14 protein-coding genes are annotated in these 18,551 nt (G+C 53.8%); 8 read left to right on the top strand and 6 right to left on the bottom strand.

Annotated features, from left to right (window positions below):
• The first annotated feature begins 164 nt into the window (after window positions 1-164).
• The 7 genes from AC2TEM_RS16495 (at window position 165) to AC2TEM_RS16465 (ending at window position 8,970) form a co-directional block, all read left to right on the top strand.
• The gene (locus tag AC2TEM_RS16495; RefSeq protein WP_170424729.1) at window positions 165-1,028 is read left to right on the top strand and encodes an ABC transporter permease; all 864 of its coding nucleotides are present in this window, start codon (window positions 165-167) and stop codon (window positions 1,026-1,028) included.
• Window positions 1,025-1,819 (top strand): ABC transporter permease, encoded by a 795-nt coding sequence (locus AC2TEM_RS16490; protein WP_170402644.1) that lies wholly within the window; start codon window positions 1,025-1,027, stop codon window positions 1,817-1,819. Before AC2TEM_RS16495 ends, AC2TEM_RS16490 begins: the two co-directional genes overlap by 4 nt.
• A gap of 20 nt (window positions 1,820-1,839) precedes the next feature.
• Complete coding sequence (locus tag AC2TEM_RS16485; protein ID WP_170424732.1) at window positions 1,840-2,934, top strand: ABC transporter ATP-binding protein; 1,095 nt, start codon at window positions 1,840-1,842, stop codon at window positions 2,932-2,934.
• Between the two features lie 17 nt (window positions 2,935-2,951).
• A complete protein-coding gene (locus AC2TEM_RS16480) occupies window positions 2,952-4,007 on the top strand; it encodes an extracellular solute-binding protein (RefSeq protein ID WP_170424735.1) in 1,056 nt (351 codons plus the stop codon).
• Window positions 4,008-4,101: 94 nt separating this feature from the next.
• Window positions 4,102-6,168 carry an oxidoreductase gene (locus AC2TEM_RS16475; protein ID WP_480856320.1) on the top strand — a complete coding sequence of 689 codons (2,067 nt, stop codon included), beginning with the start codon at window positions 4,102-4,104 and terminating at the stop codon, window positions 6,166-6,168.
• An 8-nt stretch (window positions 6,169-6,176) separates the two neighbouring features.
• Window positions 6,177-7,376 carry an aromatic ring-hydroxylating dioxygenase subunit alpha gene (locus AC2TEM_RS16470; protein ID WP_170424741.1) on the top strand — a complete coding sequence of 400 codons (1,200 nt, stop codon included), beginning with the start codon at window positions 6,177-6,179 and terminating at the stop codon, window positions 7,374-7,376.
• Between the two features lie 25 nt (window positions 7,377-7,401).
• The gene (locus AC2TEM_RS16465; protein ID WP_170424744.1) at window positions 7,402-8,970 is read left to right on the top strand and encodes a trimethylamine methyltransferase family protein; all 1,569 of its coding nucleotides are present in this window, start codon (window positions 7,402-7,404) and stop codon (window positions 8,968-8,970) included.
• Between the two features lie 36 nt (window positions 8,971-9,006).
• Here the strand turns inward: AC2TEM_RS16465 and AC2TEM_RS16460 are convergent, their stop codons facing one another.
• Window positions 9,007-10,401 carry an aminotransferase gene (locus AC2TEM_RS16460; protein ID WP_170424747.1) on the bottom strand — a complete coding sequence of 465 codons (1,395 nt, stop codon included), beginning with the start codon at window positions 10,399-10,401 and terminating at the stop codon, window positions 9,007-9,009.
• Between the two features lie 79 nt (window positions 10,402-10,480).
• On the opposite strand from AC2TEM_RS16460, the gene AC2TEM_RS16455 reads away from it, so the two are divergent.
• Entirely contained in the window at window positions 10,481-11,194 is a 714-nt protein-coding gene (locus AC2TEM_RS16455) for a TetR/AcrR family transcriptional regulator (RefSeq protein WP_480856319.1), read from the top strand.
• A gap of 17 nt (window positions 11,195-11,211) precedes the next feature.
• Here AC2TEM_RS16455 and AC2TEM_RS16450 read toward each other — a convergent pair whose 3' ends face one another.
• The 5 genes from AC2TEM_RS16450 to AC2TEM_RS16430 form a co-directional block, all read right to left on the bottom strand.
• On the bottom strand, window positions 11,212-13,023 hold the full coding sequence (locus AC2TEM_RS16450; RefSeq protein WP_480856318.1) for a BCCT family transporter: 1,812 nt from the start codon (window positions 13,021-13,023) through the stop codon (window positions 11,212-11,214).
• Window positions 13,024-13,623: 600 nt separating this feature from the next.
• Entirely contained in the window at window positions 13,624-14,778 is a 1,155-nt protein-coding gene (locus AC2TEM_RS16445) for a Gfo/Idh/MocA family protein (protein WP_170424753.1), read from the bottom strand.
• On the bottom strand, window positions 14,778-15,833 hold the full coding sequence (locus tag AC2TEM_RS16440; protein WP_170609176.1) for a sugar phosphate isomerase/epimerase family protein: 1,056 nt from the start codon (window positions 15,831-15,833) through the stop codon (window positions 14,778-14,780). The genes AC2TEM_RS16445 and AC2TEM_RS16440 overlap by 1 nt, the downstream gene beginning before the upstream one ends.
• A 27-nt stretch (window positions 15,834-15,860) precedes the next feature.
• Entirely contained in the window at window positions 15,861-16,889 is a 1,029-nt protein-coding gene (locus tag AC2TEM_RS16435; protein ID WP_480437991.1) for a LacI family DNA-binding transcriptional regulator, read from the bottom strand.
• A 37-nt stretch (window positions 16,890-16,926) separates the two neighbouring features.
• Window positions 16,927-18,549 carry a dihydroxyacetone kinase subunit DhaK gene (locus AC2TEM_RS16430; protein WP_170399666.1) on the bottom strand — a complete coding sequence of 541 codons (1,623 nt, stop codon included), beginning with the start codon at window positions 18,547-18,549 and terminating at the stop codon, window positions 16,927-16,929.
• Between the last annotated feature and the right edge of the window lie 2 nt (window positions 18,550-18,551).

Below are 18,551 nucleotides of genomic sequence, written 5' to 3'. Positions count from 1 at the left end.
AGTCTCTTGCGGTGCCTTCTAGCGGCCAGTGTGAAATTGGCCATCCCCGGTTGCGAAATTATCAGTTGACACAACTAGTCCAAAAATTCCAGATTTAAATGGACGATTGTCCATTTTGTGATCGACATTGTCGTGCCACCGAAAACGAAGCTCAGCAGGGAAGCATGGCCGGAGTACTACGAGGTGAAACGGGCAAGGGCCTGGCACTGAGCGCGCCTGCGACGCTCTATGTCGGCCTGCTCGTGGCTGTTCCGCTTTGTATTCTTGTCGCCTACAGCTTTTGGACCCAGACCTATGTCGAGATTGACCGCACACTGACCTGGGCGAATTACCAAGAGGCGTTTACCGACCCGCTGGTTCGACATCTGATGGTCCGGTCGGTCGCGATTGCGGGGGCAGTGACATTGGCGACGGTCGGTCTGGCCTATCCGATTGCCTACTTCATCGCATTTCGGACGCAGAAAAAAACCCTCTGGCTATTGCTGATTACCATCCCGTTTTGGAGCAGCTACCTGCTGCGGGTGTTCAGTTGGAAATTGATCCTTGGCTTCAATGGGGTGATGAACTCAGCATTGATTTCGCTGGGGCTGATAGAGGAGCCGCTTACATTCCTGCTCTACAATGAATTCGCCGTTGTCCTTACACTTGCACATGCCTGGGCGCCGTTTGCGATCCTGCCGATTTATGTGTCGCTGCAAAAGATCGACCGCAGCCTCTTGGAGGCCGCAACCGATTTAGGGTGCAGCAAGTTGGAGCGGTTTGTGCGCGTAACTTTGCCCCTGACGGTGCCAGGGATCATCGCCGCTTGCTTGATCATATTCATCCCCACGGTTGGCGACTATGTCACGCCAGCCCTGGTCGGCGGTTCGCAGGGAAAAATGGTGGCCAATTTGATCCAGGTTCAGTTTGGCGCGGCCAATAATTGGCCATTGGGTGCAACCCTGTCCCTGCTTGCCATGCTTTCGGTCGGTTGCGTCGCAATCCTGTTTGTGGTGGTCGTCACCGCACTGGGGCGGAGGATCAGATGACCAAGGCTATTCGTATCCCATGGTTGCTTGTTTATGCGATCGCCTATCTGGTGTTTCTGTACCTGCCAGTTCTGCTCTTGCCGCTGTTTTCATTTAATGACGGAACCATCGTGGCTTTCCCGCTAAAGGGGTTCACGTTGAAGTGGTACGCGCAGTTGGGTCAGCAAGACACGTTGCTGCAGGCGATGGTCAATTCGCTGATCGTCGGCAGTGTGACTGCCTTGATGGCGACGTCTCTGGGCCTGTTCGCCGCGCGCGCCTATGTCCGGTACCGTTTCAAAGGACGGGAGTTCTCCGAAGGTCTGGTCATGCTCCCGTTGGTCGTGCCCGGTATCATTGTCGCCAGCTCGATGCTGGTTCTGTTCATCAGTATCGGTTTGAAGCCATCGCTGACAACGGTGATCCTTGGGCATGTGTTCGTGGCACTGCCCTTCTCCGTGTCGATCATGAAATCTGCATTTGACGATTTCGACCAGTCTTTGGAGGAGGCCGCGTTCGACCTTGGTGAAAGCGTCGTGGGTACGTTTCGGCGTGTTACCTTGCCAATCGTCGCGCCCGGCATCATCGCCAGCCTGCTGGTGACGTTCACCGTGTCGTTTGATGAATTTGTCCTGGCCTTTTTCCTATCCGGGAACAGCCCGACATTGCCGGTCTATATCTGGAGCCAGATCCGCTTTCCGGCAAAATTGCCCAACACGTTGGCGCTGGGGTCGCTGCTTTTACTGTCTTCAGTCCTGCTGCTGTTGATTGCCGAATACTTCCGCCGCCGTTCCATCCAATCCTCTGATTGAAGCCAAAGGAAAAGAGTAAGATGAGCGAACAGAACATCATCGAAATTCAGGGCGTCGAAAAACGCTTTGGTTCCTTTGTGGCTGTGTCTGATCTGAACCTGACCTTGAAAGAGGGTGAGTTCTTTTCGCTGCTTGGGCCTTCGGGCTGCGGTAAGACAACAGCGTTGCGCATTATTGCAGGTTTTCAAGATCACGAAGAAGGCGAGATCCGAATCGATGGTCGAACGATGGGAGAGGTGCCTGCCAACAAGCGCCCCACCAATATGGTGTTCCAAAGCTACGCGATCTTTCCGCACCTGAATGTCGGCGACAATGTTGGGTTTGGATTACGCAAGACAAAGCTCTCGCGGAAGGAAATCAAAGAACACGTGGCCGAGGCGCTTGACATGGTTGAGCTTGGCGGATTGCAGGACCGCAAGGCCAATGAGTTATCCGGTGGTCAGCGGCAACGTGTGGCGCTCGCTCGTGCGCTTGTCATGCGACCGAAGGTGTTGCTGCTGGATGAGCCTTTATCAGCGCTGGACAAAAATCTGCGCGAAGCGATGCAGTTGGAAATGCGCCGTCTGCAGCAGAAGCTTGGAATTACCTTCGTGATGGTCACGCATGATCAATACGAGGCGATGACCATGTCCGATCGGATCGGCGTCATGTTCGCTGGACAGCTCAAGCAAGTGGATAAGCCTGAGGTTCTGTATTCCCAACCTTGTAACCGGGAAGTGGCCTCTTTCATCGGCGGAATGAACTTTCTCGATGCCGAGGTAACGGCAGAGAACCCTGAAGCGCTGGAAGTCAACGTTCAGGGCTTTGGGGAGATGACGATCGGAGTGAACCCAAATGTTCAGGTGCATGACAAAGAACTTCTTGTCGGCGTTCGGCCTGAGCAATTGGAAATCAGTGCGGAAAAACCGGATGGGTACGATGCTCTTGTTCAAGGCGAGGTATCGGACGTCGCCTTCTATGGTGAGAGCGTCCACTACTATGTGCGCGTAGATCGTCTGAAAGAAAGCATCGCCGTCGCAGTGCCAAACTATTTTCACACAGTCGATCACAACCGCGGCGACACCGTCTGGCTTGGCGTTCAAAGCGCCTCAGTGATCGACTTGGGCAAACGCTAGTCTTTGGGAGGAGACAAATGAGTAAAACAGCATCACTTACGGCAGCAGTAGTTGGCATCTTTACCGCTAGCCAAGCGCTAGCAAATGCCGCTGATCTGACCGTTTTTGACTGGTCCGGATACGAGGATCAGGGCTTCTACGGCGACTATGTCGAAAAGTACGGCGGCGCGCCCAGCTATACTTATTTCGGCAGCGTGGAAGAGGCGTTTACCAAGCTTCAGTCCGGGTTTGAAGCCGATTTGGCCCATCCCTGCACGGATGCCCTGAGAAAGTGGGTAGCGGCAGACATGATCAAGCCGATTGACACCAGCAAGCTGGAGAACTGGGACAAGCTGATGCCCAAGATCAAAGAAGTCGATGGCATCACCATCGATGGGCAGACCTACATGGTTCCGTTCGAATGGGGCAATACTGGTCTTATCTATCGCACCGATATGATTTCGGCAGATGATGTTTCGCTGCAATTGCTTGCCGATCCTGCATATCAGGGCAAAGTCGCCATTCCGGACGCCGCTTCCAGTGCCTTTGCAATGGCGGCATTGGCAACTGGCGCCTCCAGCTATACCGATATGAGTGACGAGGAATTCCAAAAAGCGGCGGACTACCTGCGCGCGATTCATCCGAACGTACGCTTTTATTGGTCTGACGCCGGCCAACTGGATCAGGCAATTGCCAGCGGTGAGGTCACGCTGGGTTGGGGATGGAACCAATCGGAACTGAACCTGATCTGGAACGAAACGCCAGCGGTCATGATGCGTGATGTGGACAAAGGTATCGCAACTTGGGTCTGCGGTTATGTGCATCTGAAATCTGCAAAACAGTCGGATGAGCAAGTCTATGACATGCTGAACGCGCTCAGCTCTGCCGCAAGCGGTAAATACATCATCGAAAGCTGGGGATACGCACACGCCAACGAGGACGCGTTTGCCCAAGCTGACCCGGAACTGATCGAAACCTACGGGTTCTCGGATGTGGACAGCTTCTTTGAAGGCAGCCTTTTCTTTGACGCTGTTAACCCCGAGTTGGAGGCCAAGATGTTGAAGGAATTCGAGCGCATCAAAGCTGGCTTCTAAAGGCACTCTTACAACACAGCCGGGAAGGGTGGGGACGTAGGAAACCTTCCATTCCCACGAAACTAATTCCGATTTTCTTGGAGGAAGCGCGGTAATGTCAGGCGCTGACGGATATTCTGTTCTCTTCGAGCCGGTTCAAATCGGGCCAGTAACGGCTCGTAACCGGTTCTACCAAGTGCCCCACTGCAATGGTTTGGGTCATTTGCGACCTCAGGCCGAAGCTGCCATGCGGGCGATGAAAGCCGAGGGCGGTTGGGCGGTTGTATCCACTCAGGAGGCCGAGATTCATCCGACTTCGGATTTGTCTCCTTATTCTGAAAACCGAATTTGGGACGATCAGGATATTCCAGCACTGCGTCTAATAACCGACTCAATTCATGAAAAGGGTTCGCTTGCGGCAATCCAATTGGCGCATAACGGTCACCATGCCCAAAACCACCTGACCCGTGCGCCCTTGCTGGCCCCATCAGAACTTGTCCTGCAGACCCCATACCCGAAACAGGCCAGAGCCATGGACAAGTCGGATATTCGTGAGTTCCGCAAGTGGCATCGCGCTGCGGCTCGTCGCTCGCGCGAAGCCGGGTTCGACATTGTGTATGTCTATGCCGGGCATCACATGACATTGCCTCATCATTTTCTGCTGCCACATTTCAATGATCGGACGGATGAATATGGAGGTTCGTTGGAGAACCGGGTGCGACTGACCCGCGAGCTTCTGGAAGAAACCAAGGAGGAGGTTGGAGACAATTGCGCCATTGCCCTGCGGTTTGCGGTTGATGAAATGCTTGGGTCAGACGGCATGCAAGCGCAGGAAGAAGGCCGTGCTGTAGTCGAATTTCTGGCCGAGCTTCCAGACCTTTGGGATGTTAACGTGGCAGATTGGAGCAACGATTCTGCGACGACCCGGTTCGAGCCCCGCGACGGCTTTCAGACCTCGTATATCGAGTTCGTGAAACAAGTGACTTCTAAGCCTGTTGTGGGCGTCGGGCGTCTAACGTCTCCGGACTTGATGGCGTCACTGGTCAGGAAGGGTATCCTTGATTTTATCGGCGCGGCGCGACCATCCATCGCTGATCCGTTTCTGCCCAACAAGATCAAAGAAGGTCGCATCGAAAAAATCCGCGAATGCATCGGTTGTAATATCTGTGTTTCATCCGATTCTCTCGGCGTCCCCATACGCTGCACACAAAACCCGACTATGGGCGAAGAATGGCGGAGGAAATGGCATCCTGAGATCATTGAGCGTCGGGTAGAAGAGGAAGCTGCGCTCGTTGTCGGCAGTGGACCAGCCGGGCTTGAATGCGCCATGCAATTGGCGCGTCGGGGCTACGAGGTAACTCTGGCGGAAGCAAAGCAAGAGCTTGGCGGCCGTGTGCTGCAGGAAGCTAGCCTGATCGGGCTATCCGCCTGGAAGCGCGTGACAGATCAAAGAATTTACGACCTGCAACAACGCGGGAACGTTCATTTGTTCACCGACAGCCGTCTGTCAGCCAGTGAGGTCGTCGAACTGGGTATTCCGAACATCTTTGTTGCAACGGGCGCAAAATGGCGACGAGACGGGCGCGGAAAATCTGCATTCCACGGTGTGTCAATCGATTCAGGTTCTCAGGTTTTCACTCCGGATGACGTTATGGCCGGGGTCATCCCGCAGGACGGCCCGATTGTGGTCTACGATGATGATCAAGCCTATCTCGGTGGGGTCTTGGCGGATCATTTGGCTCAGGCCGGGCGAGAGGTTTTCTTTGTGACGCCGGCCTCAATAGTCTCGCCGTTTACCGAATTGACGTTGGAGCAGACTAAAGTGCAACGCAGTCTGTTGGAAAAAGGCGTTCACCTAAATCTGTCCCAGACCTTGGTCGATGTCGCGCCAGGTCAGGCGACATTGCAGTGCGTCTACACGGGGCGAGAGAATTTCATTGAATGCGGCTCCGTCATTCTGGTGACGCAACGAATGCGAGAAACCGCCCTTTACGACGAGCTTTGCGGGTTGAATGAAAGTCCGCTGCGTACGTTGGAATTAATCGGAGATGCCGCAAACCCGGGCTTGATCGCGGACGCTGTATATTCGGGTCACATGGCTGCTCGAAATTTCGAACGTAACGCGGACGACATCGACCATGAATTCTTCCGCCGGGAAATCGTTTCCCTTGAATCTGCATGAGGTGCGTAATGCCAAAAGATGACTTGCAAGTAATGCGCGACTTGATGGACGCGCAACGGGAGGGGTTCGCCTTGCCTCGGCACTTCTATACGTCTCAAGCAGTATACGAGAACGATATGGACGCGTTCTGGAACCGTAACTGGATCTGGGTCGGCCACGTTAGTCAGGTCGCTGAACCGGGCGACTATTTCCTGTTCGACTATGGGCCCGAGTCCATCATTGTCGTTCGGGATCGTGAGGGCGAGGTGCGAGCGCATTTGAACGTATGTCGCCACCGAGGATCGCGGGTTTGCATTGAACAGCAAGGCAAGGTGCGCAACTTCATATGCCCTTATCATGCATGGACTTTTGACCTGAACGGCAAGCTACGAAACGGGCGATCGATGGGACAGGACTTTGACCCTAGCCAGTACGGGTTGTTCCCTGTTCAGGTGAAGACTTTTCAGGGTCTGATCTTTGTCTGCGCGGCAGAAGATGCTCCGCCGCTGGATGCTGCCCTGGAAAGGCTGGCCCCGCTTTCAAAGCCGTTCGATTTTGAAAACCTGAAAGTCGCGCACGAGGCATCATACCCGGTTCCGGCGAACTGGAAACTGGCCCTTGAGAACTACTTGGAATGCTATCACTGCGCGCCGTCCCATCAGGACTATTCGCGTAGCCATTCCCTGAAAGATCCAGCCCAGGTTCTGGAGTTTAGCGGGGCATTGAATGAACGGATGAAAGAAGCCGGAGTGCCCACCGAGGAACTTGATCTGACAGGAGAAAATGCGGACGCGCCGGGCGCAGATGTTTATTGGCGGCGCTACCCTTTGTTCCCCGGCTATGTGACCGGCAGCAAGGATGGAGCGCCTCTGGCGCCGCCTTTGGGCGAACTGAAATCCCACGATGGCGGAGCAACTGATCTGGGGATCGGCACACTGAACTACTTCCTCGTCTATGCAGATCACATGGTCGGGTATCGCTTCGTCCCTCGCGCGCTGCAGGAAACGGATATTCAGATCGTTTGGTACGTACGCGGAGGCGCTGAAGAGGGGCGCGACTATGACAAGGATACTCTGACGTGGCTTTGGCATGTCACGTCGCTCGATGACGAGCGGATCATACGACACAATCAGGAAGGCGTGAACTCGCACCATTTCGTCCCAGGGCCGTTGTCCGAGATGGAGTGGAGCATCCCCGGGTTTTATCGCAATTACTTCAGCATGATCTGACACGCTCAGAATTCGGAGAAATACTATGACAGAGTTGACGAAGCGCAGATCAAGACGGCGCGGGGGTGGGCGTGAAGCACGTGCAGCTGTGCGAACCAGCAACGTCGCCTCGCAAGCAATCTGGCCGGGCATTTCGGGTGGGCGGTACAAGCCCCTTTCAGACGCTGACATGTCGCGCATTCATGAAGCCGCTCTTGGCATTCTGGAGCGTACGGGTGTCGGTGATCCAACGCAGGAAGTTCTTGATCTCGTGCTGCCCAAAGGGGCGACGGTGAACGAGCATGGTAGGCTGTGCTTCCCTCGCGCGTTGATGGAAGACCTTTTGGCGAAGGCTGCCAGCGAGTTCTATGTCCACGCACGCGGCTCGCGAGCCGGCAAGGACGACATGCACTGCACCAAGGACAAGGTGTATTACGCAAACTCCGGTACTGCTGTGACAACTTTCGACGCGGAGACTCGCAGTTTCCGGCCATCAACACTCAAGGACATTTACGACTTTACCCGATTGGTTGACCGGCTCGACAACATCCACATGACCGGTGATACGGTTCTGGCAACGGATGTGCCGCAGGACTACGAGCATGACATGAGCATGCTCTACGCCATTCTGGCGGGTAGCGAAAAACCATCTTGCCTGACGTTCCGTACTCGAGAGCACATTCAGGACGCGATTCATCTGTTCGATCTGGCATCAGGCGGGGAGGGCAAATTCTTCGAGAAACCCTCGGTCATTTTTGGCGGTTGTCCCATAGTGTCCCCGCTCCGGTTCGGGCGGGAAAATTTGGAGATCCTGATTGATACAGCGAAGATGGGGCTTGTCTGCGATTTGGCTGTTCCACCGCAAGCTGGGGCGACCTCGCCTGCGCCTCTGGCCGGGACTTTGGCGCAAGCCGTCGCCGAGACTCTATCTTGCGTCGCCATTGCCAACCTGATTAACCCGGGCACCCCCGTTGTCTTTGCAGCTTGGCCGTTTATTACCGATCTGCGCACTGGATCGTTTACAGGCGGCAGTGGTGAGCAGGCGTTGATATCCGCGGCAGCTATCCAAATGGGCAATTTCTACAACCTGCCGACCAGCGTCGGATGTGGTATGACGGATTCCAAAATCCCCGATGCGCAATATGGTCTAGAAAAAGCTCTGACATTCGCTTTGGCGGCTCATGCCGGTGCCAACCGGCTCTGCGAGTTTGGCGGAATGCTCGGCAGCCTGATGGGCTGTAGCTTTGAGTCGATGGTCATCGACAACGAAGCTGCGGGCATGATCTCACGGACGCTTCGCGGGATTGAGGTGAGTGATGAAACGCTTTCAGTCGACGTCATCCATGAATGCGCGATCGATCCCGGACATTTCCTCGGTAATACTCAGACATTGCAGTACATGGAAACCGAGTATGTCTACCCGACACTGATGGACCGCGAGCTGACTGATACTTGGGAGAAAGCGGGTCGTCAGGACATGTTCGAGCGTAGCCGATCCGTAGTGGATGACATTCTGTCCAATCACTACCCGAATTACTTTGGTAGCAAGGCGGACGAAGAGGTTCGGTCCAAGTTCCCGATCAAATTGCCCCGTGATGCAATGCGCGCTGGGTAAGCGCTGCTGCAGGTAGGGCAGGCTTCGCGGTTGCTCCTATGTTCTGAATACGCCTTGGCGCGTCAGGTCGTCGGTTGCCAGCCGGATTCCTTTTTCAAGGATGTCAAACATCTCGTTCAACTCGCCCTCCGTGATGATCAGCGGAGGGGAGAACACACACATGTTGATGATGGGCCGCAGGATCAGCCCGTTTTCCTGGCAATGGTGATCAATCATAGCGCCAACCGATTTATCTAGATCCAATAAATTGTTAGCTTCGGCGTCCGCAACGCATTCAACGCATCCAACCAGCCCCATACCGCGGGCATCGCCGACCAGTGGCAAGTCGGCCAGAGCCTGTAGGCGCTCTTCAAAAAGCGGAGTGATTGTGCGGACATGTTCCAGAATGCCGTCGCGCTCCATGATTTCAATAGTTTTCAATCCCGCTGCCGCGCTCACTGGATGGCCCGAATAGGTGAAGCCGTTTGAAAAAGTAGCGTTCCGCCCGTAGTCTCCGCTCACATCTGCAATCAGCCGATCAGAGATGATGCACGCCCCCATAGGTACGTACCCGGACGTCATGCCTTTGGCGCAAGTGATGATGTCGGGTTGAATTCCAAAGACGTCTTCAGAAGCAAACCAGTGTCCAAGCCTCCCAAATCCGGTCACGACCTCGTCTGAAATATACAGGACATCGTATTTCTGGCAGATTTCCAGACAGCGCTGATGATATCCTTGTGGAGGCACAATGACGCCACCAGAGCACAAGATCGGTTCAGCGATGAAAGCAGCGACCTTGTCTGCGCCGGTCTGTAAGATCATGTTTTCCAGATCCGCTATTTTTTCGTCCAGAAAGTCGTCAACCGTCTGATCGGAGCGACGAGTATACGGATTAACATTCGGCAGGAAGCGCGTCAGCTGACTTGCCTGGTCCAGCCAACCTTTGTCACGCTCTTTTCCGGACACCGAGGCCGCCAGATACGTCGATCCGTGATAAGCTTTCTGCCGCGATATCACGATTTTCTTTTCAGGTTTTCCCAGCAGGTTATTGCGAAATTGCACAAACCGCAGAGCGCTATCCACGGCCGTTGAACCTCCTGTTGTAAAGAACACGTGGTTCAGGTCACCCGGGGTTCTCTGGGCAATTTCATGTGCCAACCGGGCCGGAGCCGAGTTGGCATTATTGAACGGCGAAAAATACGCCATCTCTTTCGCCTGCTGCGCCATCGCGTCGGCAATCTCGGTGTTTCCATAGCCCAATTGAATGCACCACATACCAGCAGGGCCGTCTATCAGGCGCTTTCCGTCCTCTGTCACGACGTGAACGCCAAGACCGCTTTCGGCAAAGGTCCGTTCGTTTTGGCCCAGATGTGCCATGCCCTCCCACGGGTGCAGAAAGTTCTCGTTGTCCCAATTGCGTATGGATTGAAAGTCGGAGTTCGATAGGGTCATAGGCCACCGTGATGTAATAAATATCACAAAATGAACGAGCATTCATTCAATGTCAATCCTTGAACCTCCGCTCTGTTAAATGCGAAAAGATCAAGAAAGCGCACCCCAGAAAAGGACAAGTAAAATTACTCTCGAGCCCGATACTCCAGCAAACGCACGGGAACTCAGCAGGTTGCAGAACCGAAGTCAGTTGATCCAATCGGCTGCAGACGCCATCTATAAATACGGAATTCGCGGCACAACCGCGGCAAGAATCCAAGAGTTGTCGGGATTGTCGCAAGGGATGATAAACCTACACTTTGGCTCCAAGGAAAAGCTGCTGCTTGCGGTGGCTGAGGAACTGTCAGTCCGCTACGCGGGGCAGTGGAAGGCCATTGCAATAAATCCAGAGTTAGACCCGGCAGACAAGCTAATCTCTATCATTAAGGCAGATTTCGACCCCTTAGTCCTTAATGCGCGGGACGTTTCGATCTGGTTTTCCTTTCGGGCTGAAGCGCTCTCAAACCCAAACGTTTTTCCTTTCATCGACTCGCGAGACAAAGGTTTCCGCGCGGTGATCCTGGAGCTGTTGGAACAAATAAAGGACGAAGGCGAGTACGAGGACATAGACGTCAAACTTGCAACAGACGCGTTGGTTGCTTTGTTGGAAGGGCTTTGGACCGACTACCATTTGCACTCGGATATCTTCAAACCCTCGGAGGCCTTGAAGATCTGCCTGTTTGTGCTGCAGTCGATATTTCCAAAACACTTTAGCGCTAGTCGATCCGCGAGTGCAGGTGACTTAAGTGACTAGGAACTAACCTCGGTCAATCACGAATCCGTCTGTGTCTCATGGTGAAATCGACGCAAGTCGTTGATCATTGCTTTGGCCAAAGAGACGCACATGAGCAGTAAAACAGCACTGAACGGCAGTGCCCCGATGATCATCGAATTGGTCAATGCCTCTAATCCACCGCCGCCCGCGACCAGCAGAGTTCCAATTACAAGGGTTAGAAGAACGCCCCAGAGGATACGATGAAGCATGCCGGTGTCTTCGGATCCGCCGGACATGATCGTGTTCATCACAAGGATGCCAGAGTCGGCGGATGTGACAAGGAAGGTCATGGTTAACAGAACACACATGACACTCACTACCGCGAGCAGGTCACCCGATATCATTTCCCCCAAGGTGACGAATAGTGTTGCCGTCGTTGATGCCGCAATGATTGATCCATTGGCATCTCCATTCAGTTCCAAATCGATGGCCGCGCCGCCCAGAATGGCCATCCATGCAAAACATACGAGGGACGGGGCAATGACCGCGCCAAGTATGAACTCGCGTACGGTTCGCCCTCTTGAGATACGCGCTAAGAAAAGTCCGACAAAGGGCGAAAACGCGATCCACCATGCCCAATAAAATGTAGTCCATCCGGCCTGCCATCCAAACAACCTTCCGCTTGTACCCGCGTTATAAACTGCAGTCTTGGTTGCATCAGAAAGACCGGCTGTTTCGTTGCTCAAACCCTCAAGAAAGGTTGCTTTTGTTCCCCATGGATCAGTTGCACCCGCAAAGAGTTCGCCGACAAAGGGTGCCGCTTCTGCAGGCAATACTGAGGCAAACTCGACTTCGGAAATCGGTCGAAAAGCTTGGAAGCTCAGAGGGACAAAATTTTTGATATAGTCAACCAGCGCTGTAGCATAGGTTGTCGCCGCAAACGCGAATGAGCCATAAACAATGAATACCACCAGCAATACCAGTGAAAAGAGAAGATTAATATTTGACAAGTATTTGACACCACGCCCGACGCCAGAGACGGCAGAGAGTGTCGACATAATCATAACAACGATCAACGCCGTTATTAGGCCGGCGGTTGACGGGATCATATTGGTTACTTCTTTCTCCACAAGCCAATTCGCTCCGGTAATTAGAAACGCACCATCCACCAATTGAGAAACGCCATAACCGATCGTTACCGCTACGCCGAGTATTGTCGCAACGACGCCGAGTATATCGATCACATGGCCTGCAACACCGTTTGAATATTCTCCAAGCAACGGGGTCAGTGCGGTGCGGATTGTCAGCGGCATGTCTCTGGTAAATGCGTAGTAGGCAAGGCTAAGGCCGGTGACGACGTATATTGCCCAGGCGTGAAATCCGGTGTGCAAAAAAGTATAGCGGTAGGCTCCTTCAATCGCGTCTTCGCTTTTGGGCGTGACTTCCCCGGAAATAGTCAGTGGATTGGTTTCCCAAAGGCCAAGTGGTTCAGCGGTTGCATAGACCATTAGGCCCACGCCCAGACCCGCCCCAAACATCATCGAAAACCAAGAGAAGTTAGAAAATTCCGGTTTCTCATCTTCTAAACCCAGCCTCATGCGGCCGGTTGAAGGAATGAGCGCGATAAGGAAAAGGAAAAGTACAAACAATCCAACGGAAAGGTTGTAGAATGTATTGAACTCGGACAGCATTCCTGACTTCCAAGTTCGCAGAGTATCGTTGGCTGATAGTGGCCAAACCAGCGCCCAGAGAACGAGTAGAGAAACCGAGAGTTTGCTTACCAGCGCAATCGGCAGGCAATACCCTTTGTAAAAGCCGGTCCGCTGAGTTCTTATTTTCAGGTCTGTGAAAGGTTCTTCAAGCGCCATGTTTTCTCGGTCTTACATAAATTGATTGCTTTGCATGCCGCGCAGCCAGCCGATCGTTTCAAGACTAATTTACTTTCAGCCAGAATAGGACTGTAGCGGCGGGAGCGATAGATGGGAGGGATACCTATGAGTCGCAAATGGCAAAACCTGTGCGGCTATGAAAAACTGAATGACTCAAAGTCAAAGGATTAGCCTTCGCTCAGTGGTAAATCCATGCGTTGCCCGACATTCCTGTTGAACGTAACACGAACCTGACCCCTCCGACATAGTCGGACCAGAAACTAGGTGAACGTTCGACATCAGAAGGCACCCAAAGTAGAATTTGCAATTTCCAATGAAAACTAACGCAGCACTCAAATCAGTTTCTAGATTTCGAGTTAGACGCCGCTTTTTTGACTGTCAGTCAGCACGGTACTTGGCTGTAGCGTTGCATTACTTCAGAGAAAAGTTCGCAGCGCCTGCGTAATCACATAGCACCCATTAGCGACGTTTGAAACTTTGTTGATCCGGAGCGTTCATCTATAGTTTGTGCGTGCTTCGGTTCTTGGCAGATACCCAAGATGTTTTCCCAGATGTCCACTTTATGCCCATAGCTGGAATTTACTCTAACTTGATCCAAGCCGCATTCCTTGAGGAGCTTTGCACGCATGCGGCTACAAACTTTACACCATTGAGTCCATCATGGACCGTTGGATAGACAACCGAAGTATCAGGTGAAATCCCGCCTCGGAAAGCTTGGATTGCCTCAGCAGCCTCTCCATAGATATTGGCGAAACCTTCAAGATATCCCTCGGGATGGCCCGGAGGGACTCTACTCAACCGATTGGCAGCGTCACCTGCTCCAACTCCATTTCGGGTGATCAGACGCTTGGGTTTGTTGTATGGCGTGAACCAAAGGTAATTGGGATCTTCCTGAGACCACTCCAACCCACCTTTTTCGCCATAGACCCGCAAGCGCAATGCGTTTTCGTTACCGGGCGCCACCTGAGAAGACCACAGCATACCACGCGCGCCGCCTTCAAAGCGAAGCAAAACGTGGGCGTTATCATCGACCTTGCGCCCCGGCACAAAGGCCTGCAAATCCGCCGCCAGGCTTTCCGCTGTCAGCCCGGTTACAAAGCAAGCGAGGTTGTAGGCATGGGTTCCGATGTCACCGGTTGATCCACCCGCGCCCGAGCGTTCGGGATCGGTTCGCCACTCAGCCTGTTTGAAATCCTGCTGCTCGGTCAGCCAGTCCTGCGGGTACTCAACTTGAACCACACGAATCTTGCCAATTTCGCCGTTGGCAACCATTTCACGCGCCTGCCGAACCATCGGATAGCCCGTGTAATTGTGGGTCAAAATGAACAGTGCCTTCGCGCTTTCGGCCGCCTTCACCAGTCTTTTTGCATCCGCAAGGGTCGAGGTGAGTGGCTTGTCACAAATGACGTGAATACCGCGTTTCAGGAATTCACGCGCGGCTGCATAGTGAACGTGGTTTGGCGTGACGATTGAGACCGCCTCGATTCCAGATTTCAACCGAGCTTCCCTGATTGCCATTTGTTTGAAGTCTTCATAGACCCGTTCGAGCCCCAATGCCTGCCCACTTTCCATGGATTTCTCTGGCGTCGAAGACAAAGCACCGGCGACCAGCTCGAACTTGTCGTCCAGTCGTGCAGCTATGCGATGAACACCCCCTATGAAGGCGTCGTTTCCGCCGCCAACCATGCCAAGCCGAATGCGGCCCGAGGTTTCTTCACTCCGTCCTGTGACCATCACTCAATCCCCAGCATTTTACGATTGGCGGCTTCGTCGGCGCCACTATCAGCGAAATCATCAAAGGCTCTCTCGGTCACACGGATGATGTGATCTGACACAAACTGAGCGCCTTCACGCGCGCCATCCTCGGGGTGTTTGAGACAGCATTCCCATTCGACCACAGCCCAACCATCAAAGTCATTCGCCGCCATTTTTGAGAAGACCGCACCGAAATCCACTTGGCCATCACCAAGCGACCGGAACCGCCCAGCCCGATCAACCCAGCTTTGATACCCGGAATAAACACCTTGCCGCCCGGTTGGGTTGAACTCGGCATCTTTGACATGGAACATCCGGATCCGATCTTTGTAGATGTCGATATTATCCATATAGTCGAGGCATTGCAGCACGTAGTGCGACGGGTCGTATAGCATGCAGGCCCGTGGGTGATTTCCCGTCCGTTCCAGAAACATCTCGTACGTCACACCATCGTGGAGGTCCTCTCCGGGGTGGATTTCGTAGCATACATCAACGCCGCAGTCTTCGGCGTGATCAAGGATTGGCACCCAACGACGCGCAAGCTCATCAAACGCCGTTTCAATCAAGCCGGCGGGGCGCTGCGGCCAAGGATAGACATAAGGCCATGCCAACGCGCCCGAGAATGTCGCATGAGCCGAAATACCCAAGTTTTTTGAAGCTGATAGCGCTTTCTTGACCTGGTCTACTGCCCATTCTTGCCGGGCTTTCGGGTTCCCTCTGACGCTTTCGGCCGCAAAGCCGTCAAATGCACTGTCATAGGCCGGGTGAACGGCCACAAGCTGGCCCTGAAGGTGCGTTGAAAGTTCAGTAACTTCGACACCATTGTCCCTGGCTTTTCCTTTGAAGTCATCGCAGTAACCGGTGCTGGACGCGGCCTGTTCTAGGTCGAACAGCCGGCCGTCCCAACTGGGCACCTGAACGCCTTTGTATCCACAGTCAGCTGCCCATTTAGTGATCGCGTCCCACGAATTGAACGGCGCTTCGTCCCCCGCAAATTGCGCAAGAAACAAAGCTGGACCTTTGATCGTCTTCATAAAATCTCCTCCCCAAAACCTGAGCCTCTATGGTGGTAAATTTTCCTTCAGATAGATGTCGATGCGGATACGTTCCTGCGCTTTGTTGAACGGAACCTTATCCGAAGTTGCGCGCAGCAGGCGGACGGCTGAACGTACAATGTGCCCAGTGTCTTGCGAGATCAGAGCGTCAAATGTACCGAGCGTGAGCGCCTCACGACTGAGCGGTGTAAGCTCATGAGCTATGATCACCAGATCTTCGCTGAGCTTGTTTTCTGAAAGGAATTGAATCAGGCCTGCGTTACCCGCTGCTGACGAGTATATTCCGACCAGATCTGGATAGGTTTCAAATATTTCGGGCATCATCCTGTAAATCAGATCCGGGTCATCTCGGCCCTCGACTGATGCTACGACTTCGAGGTGCGGAAATTCCTCAGCCACAACAAGGTCAAAGCCTTGACGTCGTTCGAGGTGGTCACGTGCCAAACGGGATCCTGTAAGTACCAAGACCTTGCCGTCACGATGCACAAATCGCCCCATTAGCTGAGCGGCGGTTCGTCCTGCCGAAACGTTATCGATACCCACAAAGTGGTCTCGCTCAGAACTCGGCAAGTCAGACACCAACGCAACCACCGGAACGCCTTTGTCCCTGAGCCTTTTAACAGCATCCCGGACAGAAGGCGTTTCGGGCCCGAAAACGGCGACTCCGTCTACATCCAAACTGTCTACAGCATCCAGAATGTTGACGATATCTTGGGGCTCAAACGGAGCAACCTTCTTTATTGCAATGCGAGTCCGCTCGATAAATTGGTCGCGTGATTGTTCTGCGATCTGACTGCTGATTGCCTCCACAAACTCGTTGTCCGTGTCCGGCAGAACAAAGAGGAAGTTGTAAACTCGGTTACGCGCAAGGTTGGCCGCGGCCGTGTCGCGTACATACCCCAGCTCATCAATCGCCTTTTGTACTTTCTGTACGGTCACCGCCCGCACGCCGGGGCGTCTGTTCAAGACCCGGTCAACAGTCGCTAGGCTGACACCCGCAACGCGCGCGATGTCATTAACGGTTGGCTTTTTCACCAATTCTAATCTTTGTTTTTGGTCTTCCACGTGTTCTTCAGCCCTCAATCTCCCGCGCTAAGCCTTCAAACAACAAAGCAACAGCCTCAGCGCCGGGATCGTTATGTCCAACAAGGTTTTCTTCGGGAACATAGGCTGCGCGGCCTGCCTTAGCACGTCGAATATTTGCGGTGTTGTTCGCGCCTTTGCGGGCAGCCTCGGCCGCATGCGTCAGACCAGATGGTAGTGCGACAAGTGCCGGTGCCAGGGCGTCAATCATTGTCCTGTCACCGACCTTGGCACCCCCAACCTGGCTGACGCGATTCAGTCCTTCGACGAGAGATTTCGGTACCGATGCTCCGCTCGCACAGGCATCTCCAGCTGCGTTGAAGAAGATTGCGAGTATCACGCCGGAAGAACCACCCATTGTCTGACTTAACTCATTGCCCAACGCCGGAAACAGTTGTGTCAGATCAGCAAGCGGCATGCGGTCAAGGCTACCTTGCAATGCTCTTGCGGCAGTCGCCAATGTGCTTCCTGTATCGCCATCTCCAGATTTCGCGTCCAGTTCGTTGAGGTTCTTCTCTGCGTTGATGAGCAGTTCAGACAACCGGGTGATCGTTTCCCTTGTGGTGGGATTGTTAGAAGGAATTGGATCGATAGGGGTCAGGCCATCAGGCAATGGTGCCACTTTGATCGGGCCGATGGAATCGACCCCGGGCCATGCGGCCAGATCAACGGGTGTTTCAAGGGCTGACAAATCGTCCTGATCCACAGGCAGAATGGAAACCGAAAACCCGTGCATATCCAGCGACGTCATCATGGGTGCCGGGCCAATGATATGGTGGGCAAAACCAGTTTCGGACAACGCATGCGTAAGGACAGCCATTTCTAGCGGAGTTGTAGAACCCAGGTTGTTGACCAACGCCACGCAATCCCCGGACCCCACCCTTTGCTTCAGCTTCTCCACCACTGTGGACATAGCCGATACAGCATTTGAGAACTCGACTTGCTGTACACCGGGTTCGCCATGAATACCCAAGCCAAGCTCTGCTTTCCCGGGGGCGATCCGGTCTTCTTTTGGAGATCCCGGAACGGTACAGGTGTCCAAGCTCATACCGATGCTGACAACCTTCGCAATGGTGCTTCTTGCAGCATTTGTAACGGTGTCTAGGTCAGCACCGTCTTCAGCAAGCGCTCCGGCGATTTTGTGTACGAACAACGTACCCGCCACGCCACGTGGTTGCGGAAGGTCGGGCAGGGCGATGTCATCGTCGACAACGACCATCTCTACCTTGCGGCCCAATGCACGGGCGCGTTCAGCTGCCAGTCCAAAGTTCAACCGATCACCGGTGTAATTTTTGACGATAAGCAGGCACCCAGCCTCACCCGTGACCGCAAGAATGCCCGCCAAAACCGCCTCGACTGACGGGGATGCAAACACTTCCCCGCACACCGCGGCTGTCAGCATACCGGCGCCAACAAAACCTGCATGGGCGGGTTCGTGACCAGACCCCCCGCCAGAAACCAGGGCGACCTTCGACTTGTCCCAATCCGACCTGTAAACAACCTTGATGTGCGGGTAACCGTCCAACCGGGTCAGTTGCCCTCCGGAAGACGCCAGAAGACCGTCTATGGCCTCTGTAACCAAAGTTTCTTTTGTGTTGAGGAACTGGGCCATGC

It is taken from the genome of Ruegeria sp. HKCCD3925, from assembly GCF_057221175.1.
Note: the sequence above shows the minus strand (reverse complement) of the source record. Positions and strands in the feature narration are given on the sequence as shown.

Coding starts and splice junctions, on each gene's coding strand:
- AC2TEM_RS16450 (WP_480856318.1), bottom strand. CDS start 13,023: ATGGCGCTTGAAGAACCTTTCACAGACCTGAAAATAAGAACTCAGCGG.
- AC2TEM_RS16460 (WP_170424747.1), bottom strand. CDS start 10,401: ATGACCCTATCGAACTCCGACTTTCAATCCATACGCAATTGGGACAAC.
- AC2TEM_RS16485 (WP_170424732.1), top strand. CDS start 1,840: ATGAGCGAACAGAACATCATCGAAATTCAGGGCGTCGAAAAACGCTTT.
- AC2TEM_RS16490 (WP_170402644.1), top strand. CDS start 1,025: ATGACCAAGGCTATTCGTATCCCATGGTTGCTTGTTTATGCGATCGCC.
- AC2TEM_RS16445 (WP_170424753.1), bottom strand. CDS start 14,778: ATGGTCACAGGACGGAGTGAAGAAACCTCGGGCCGCATTCGGCTTGGC.
- AC2TEM_RS16495 (WP_170424729.1), top strand. CDS start 165: ATGGCCGGAGTACTACGAGGTGAAACGGGCAAGGGCCTGGCACTGAGC.
- AC2TEM_RS16455 (WP_480856319.1), top strand. CDS start 10,481: ATGCGAAAAGATCAAGAAAGCGCACCCCAGAAAAGGACAAGTAAAATT.
- AC2TEM_RS16480 (WP_170424735.1), top strand. CDS start 2,952: ATGAGTAAAACAGCATCACTTACGGCAGCAGTAGTTGGCATCTTTACC.
- AC2TEM_RS16475 (WP_480856320.1), top strand. CDS start 4,102: ATGTCAGGCGCTGACGGATATTCTGTTCTCTTCGAGCCGGTTCAAATC.
- AC2TEM_RS16430 (WP_170399666.1), bottom strand. CDS start 18,549: ATGGCCCAGTTCCTCAACACAAAAGAAACTTTGGTTACAGAGGCCATA.
- AC2TEM_RS16440 (WP_170609176.1), bottom strand. CDS start 15,833: ATGAAGACGATCAAAGGTCCAGCTTTGTTTCTTGCGCAATTTGCGGGG.
- AC2TEM_RS16465 (WP_170424744.1), top strand. CDS start 7,402: ATGACAGAGTTGACGAAGCGCAGATCAAGACGGCGCGGGGGTGGGCGT.
- AC2TEM_RS16470 (WP_170424741.1), top strand. CDS start 6,177: ATGCCAAAAGATGACTTGCAAGTAATGCGCGACTTGATGGACGCGCAA.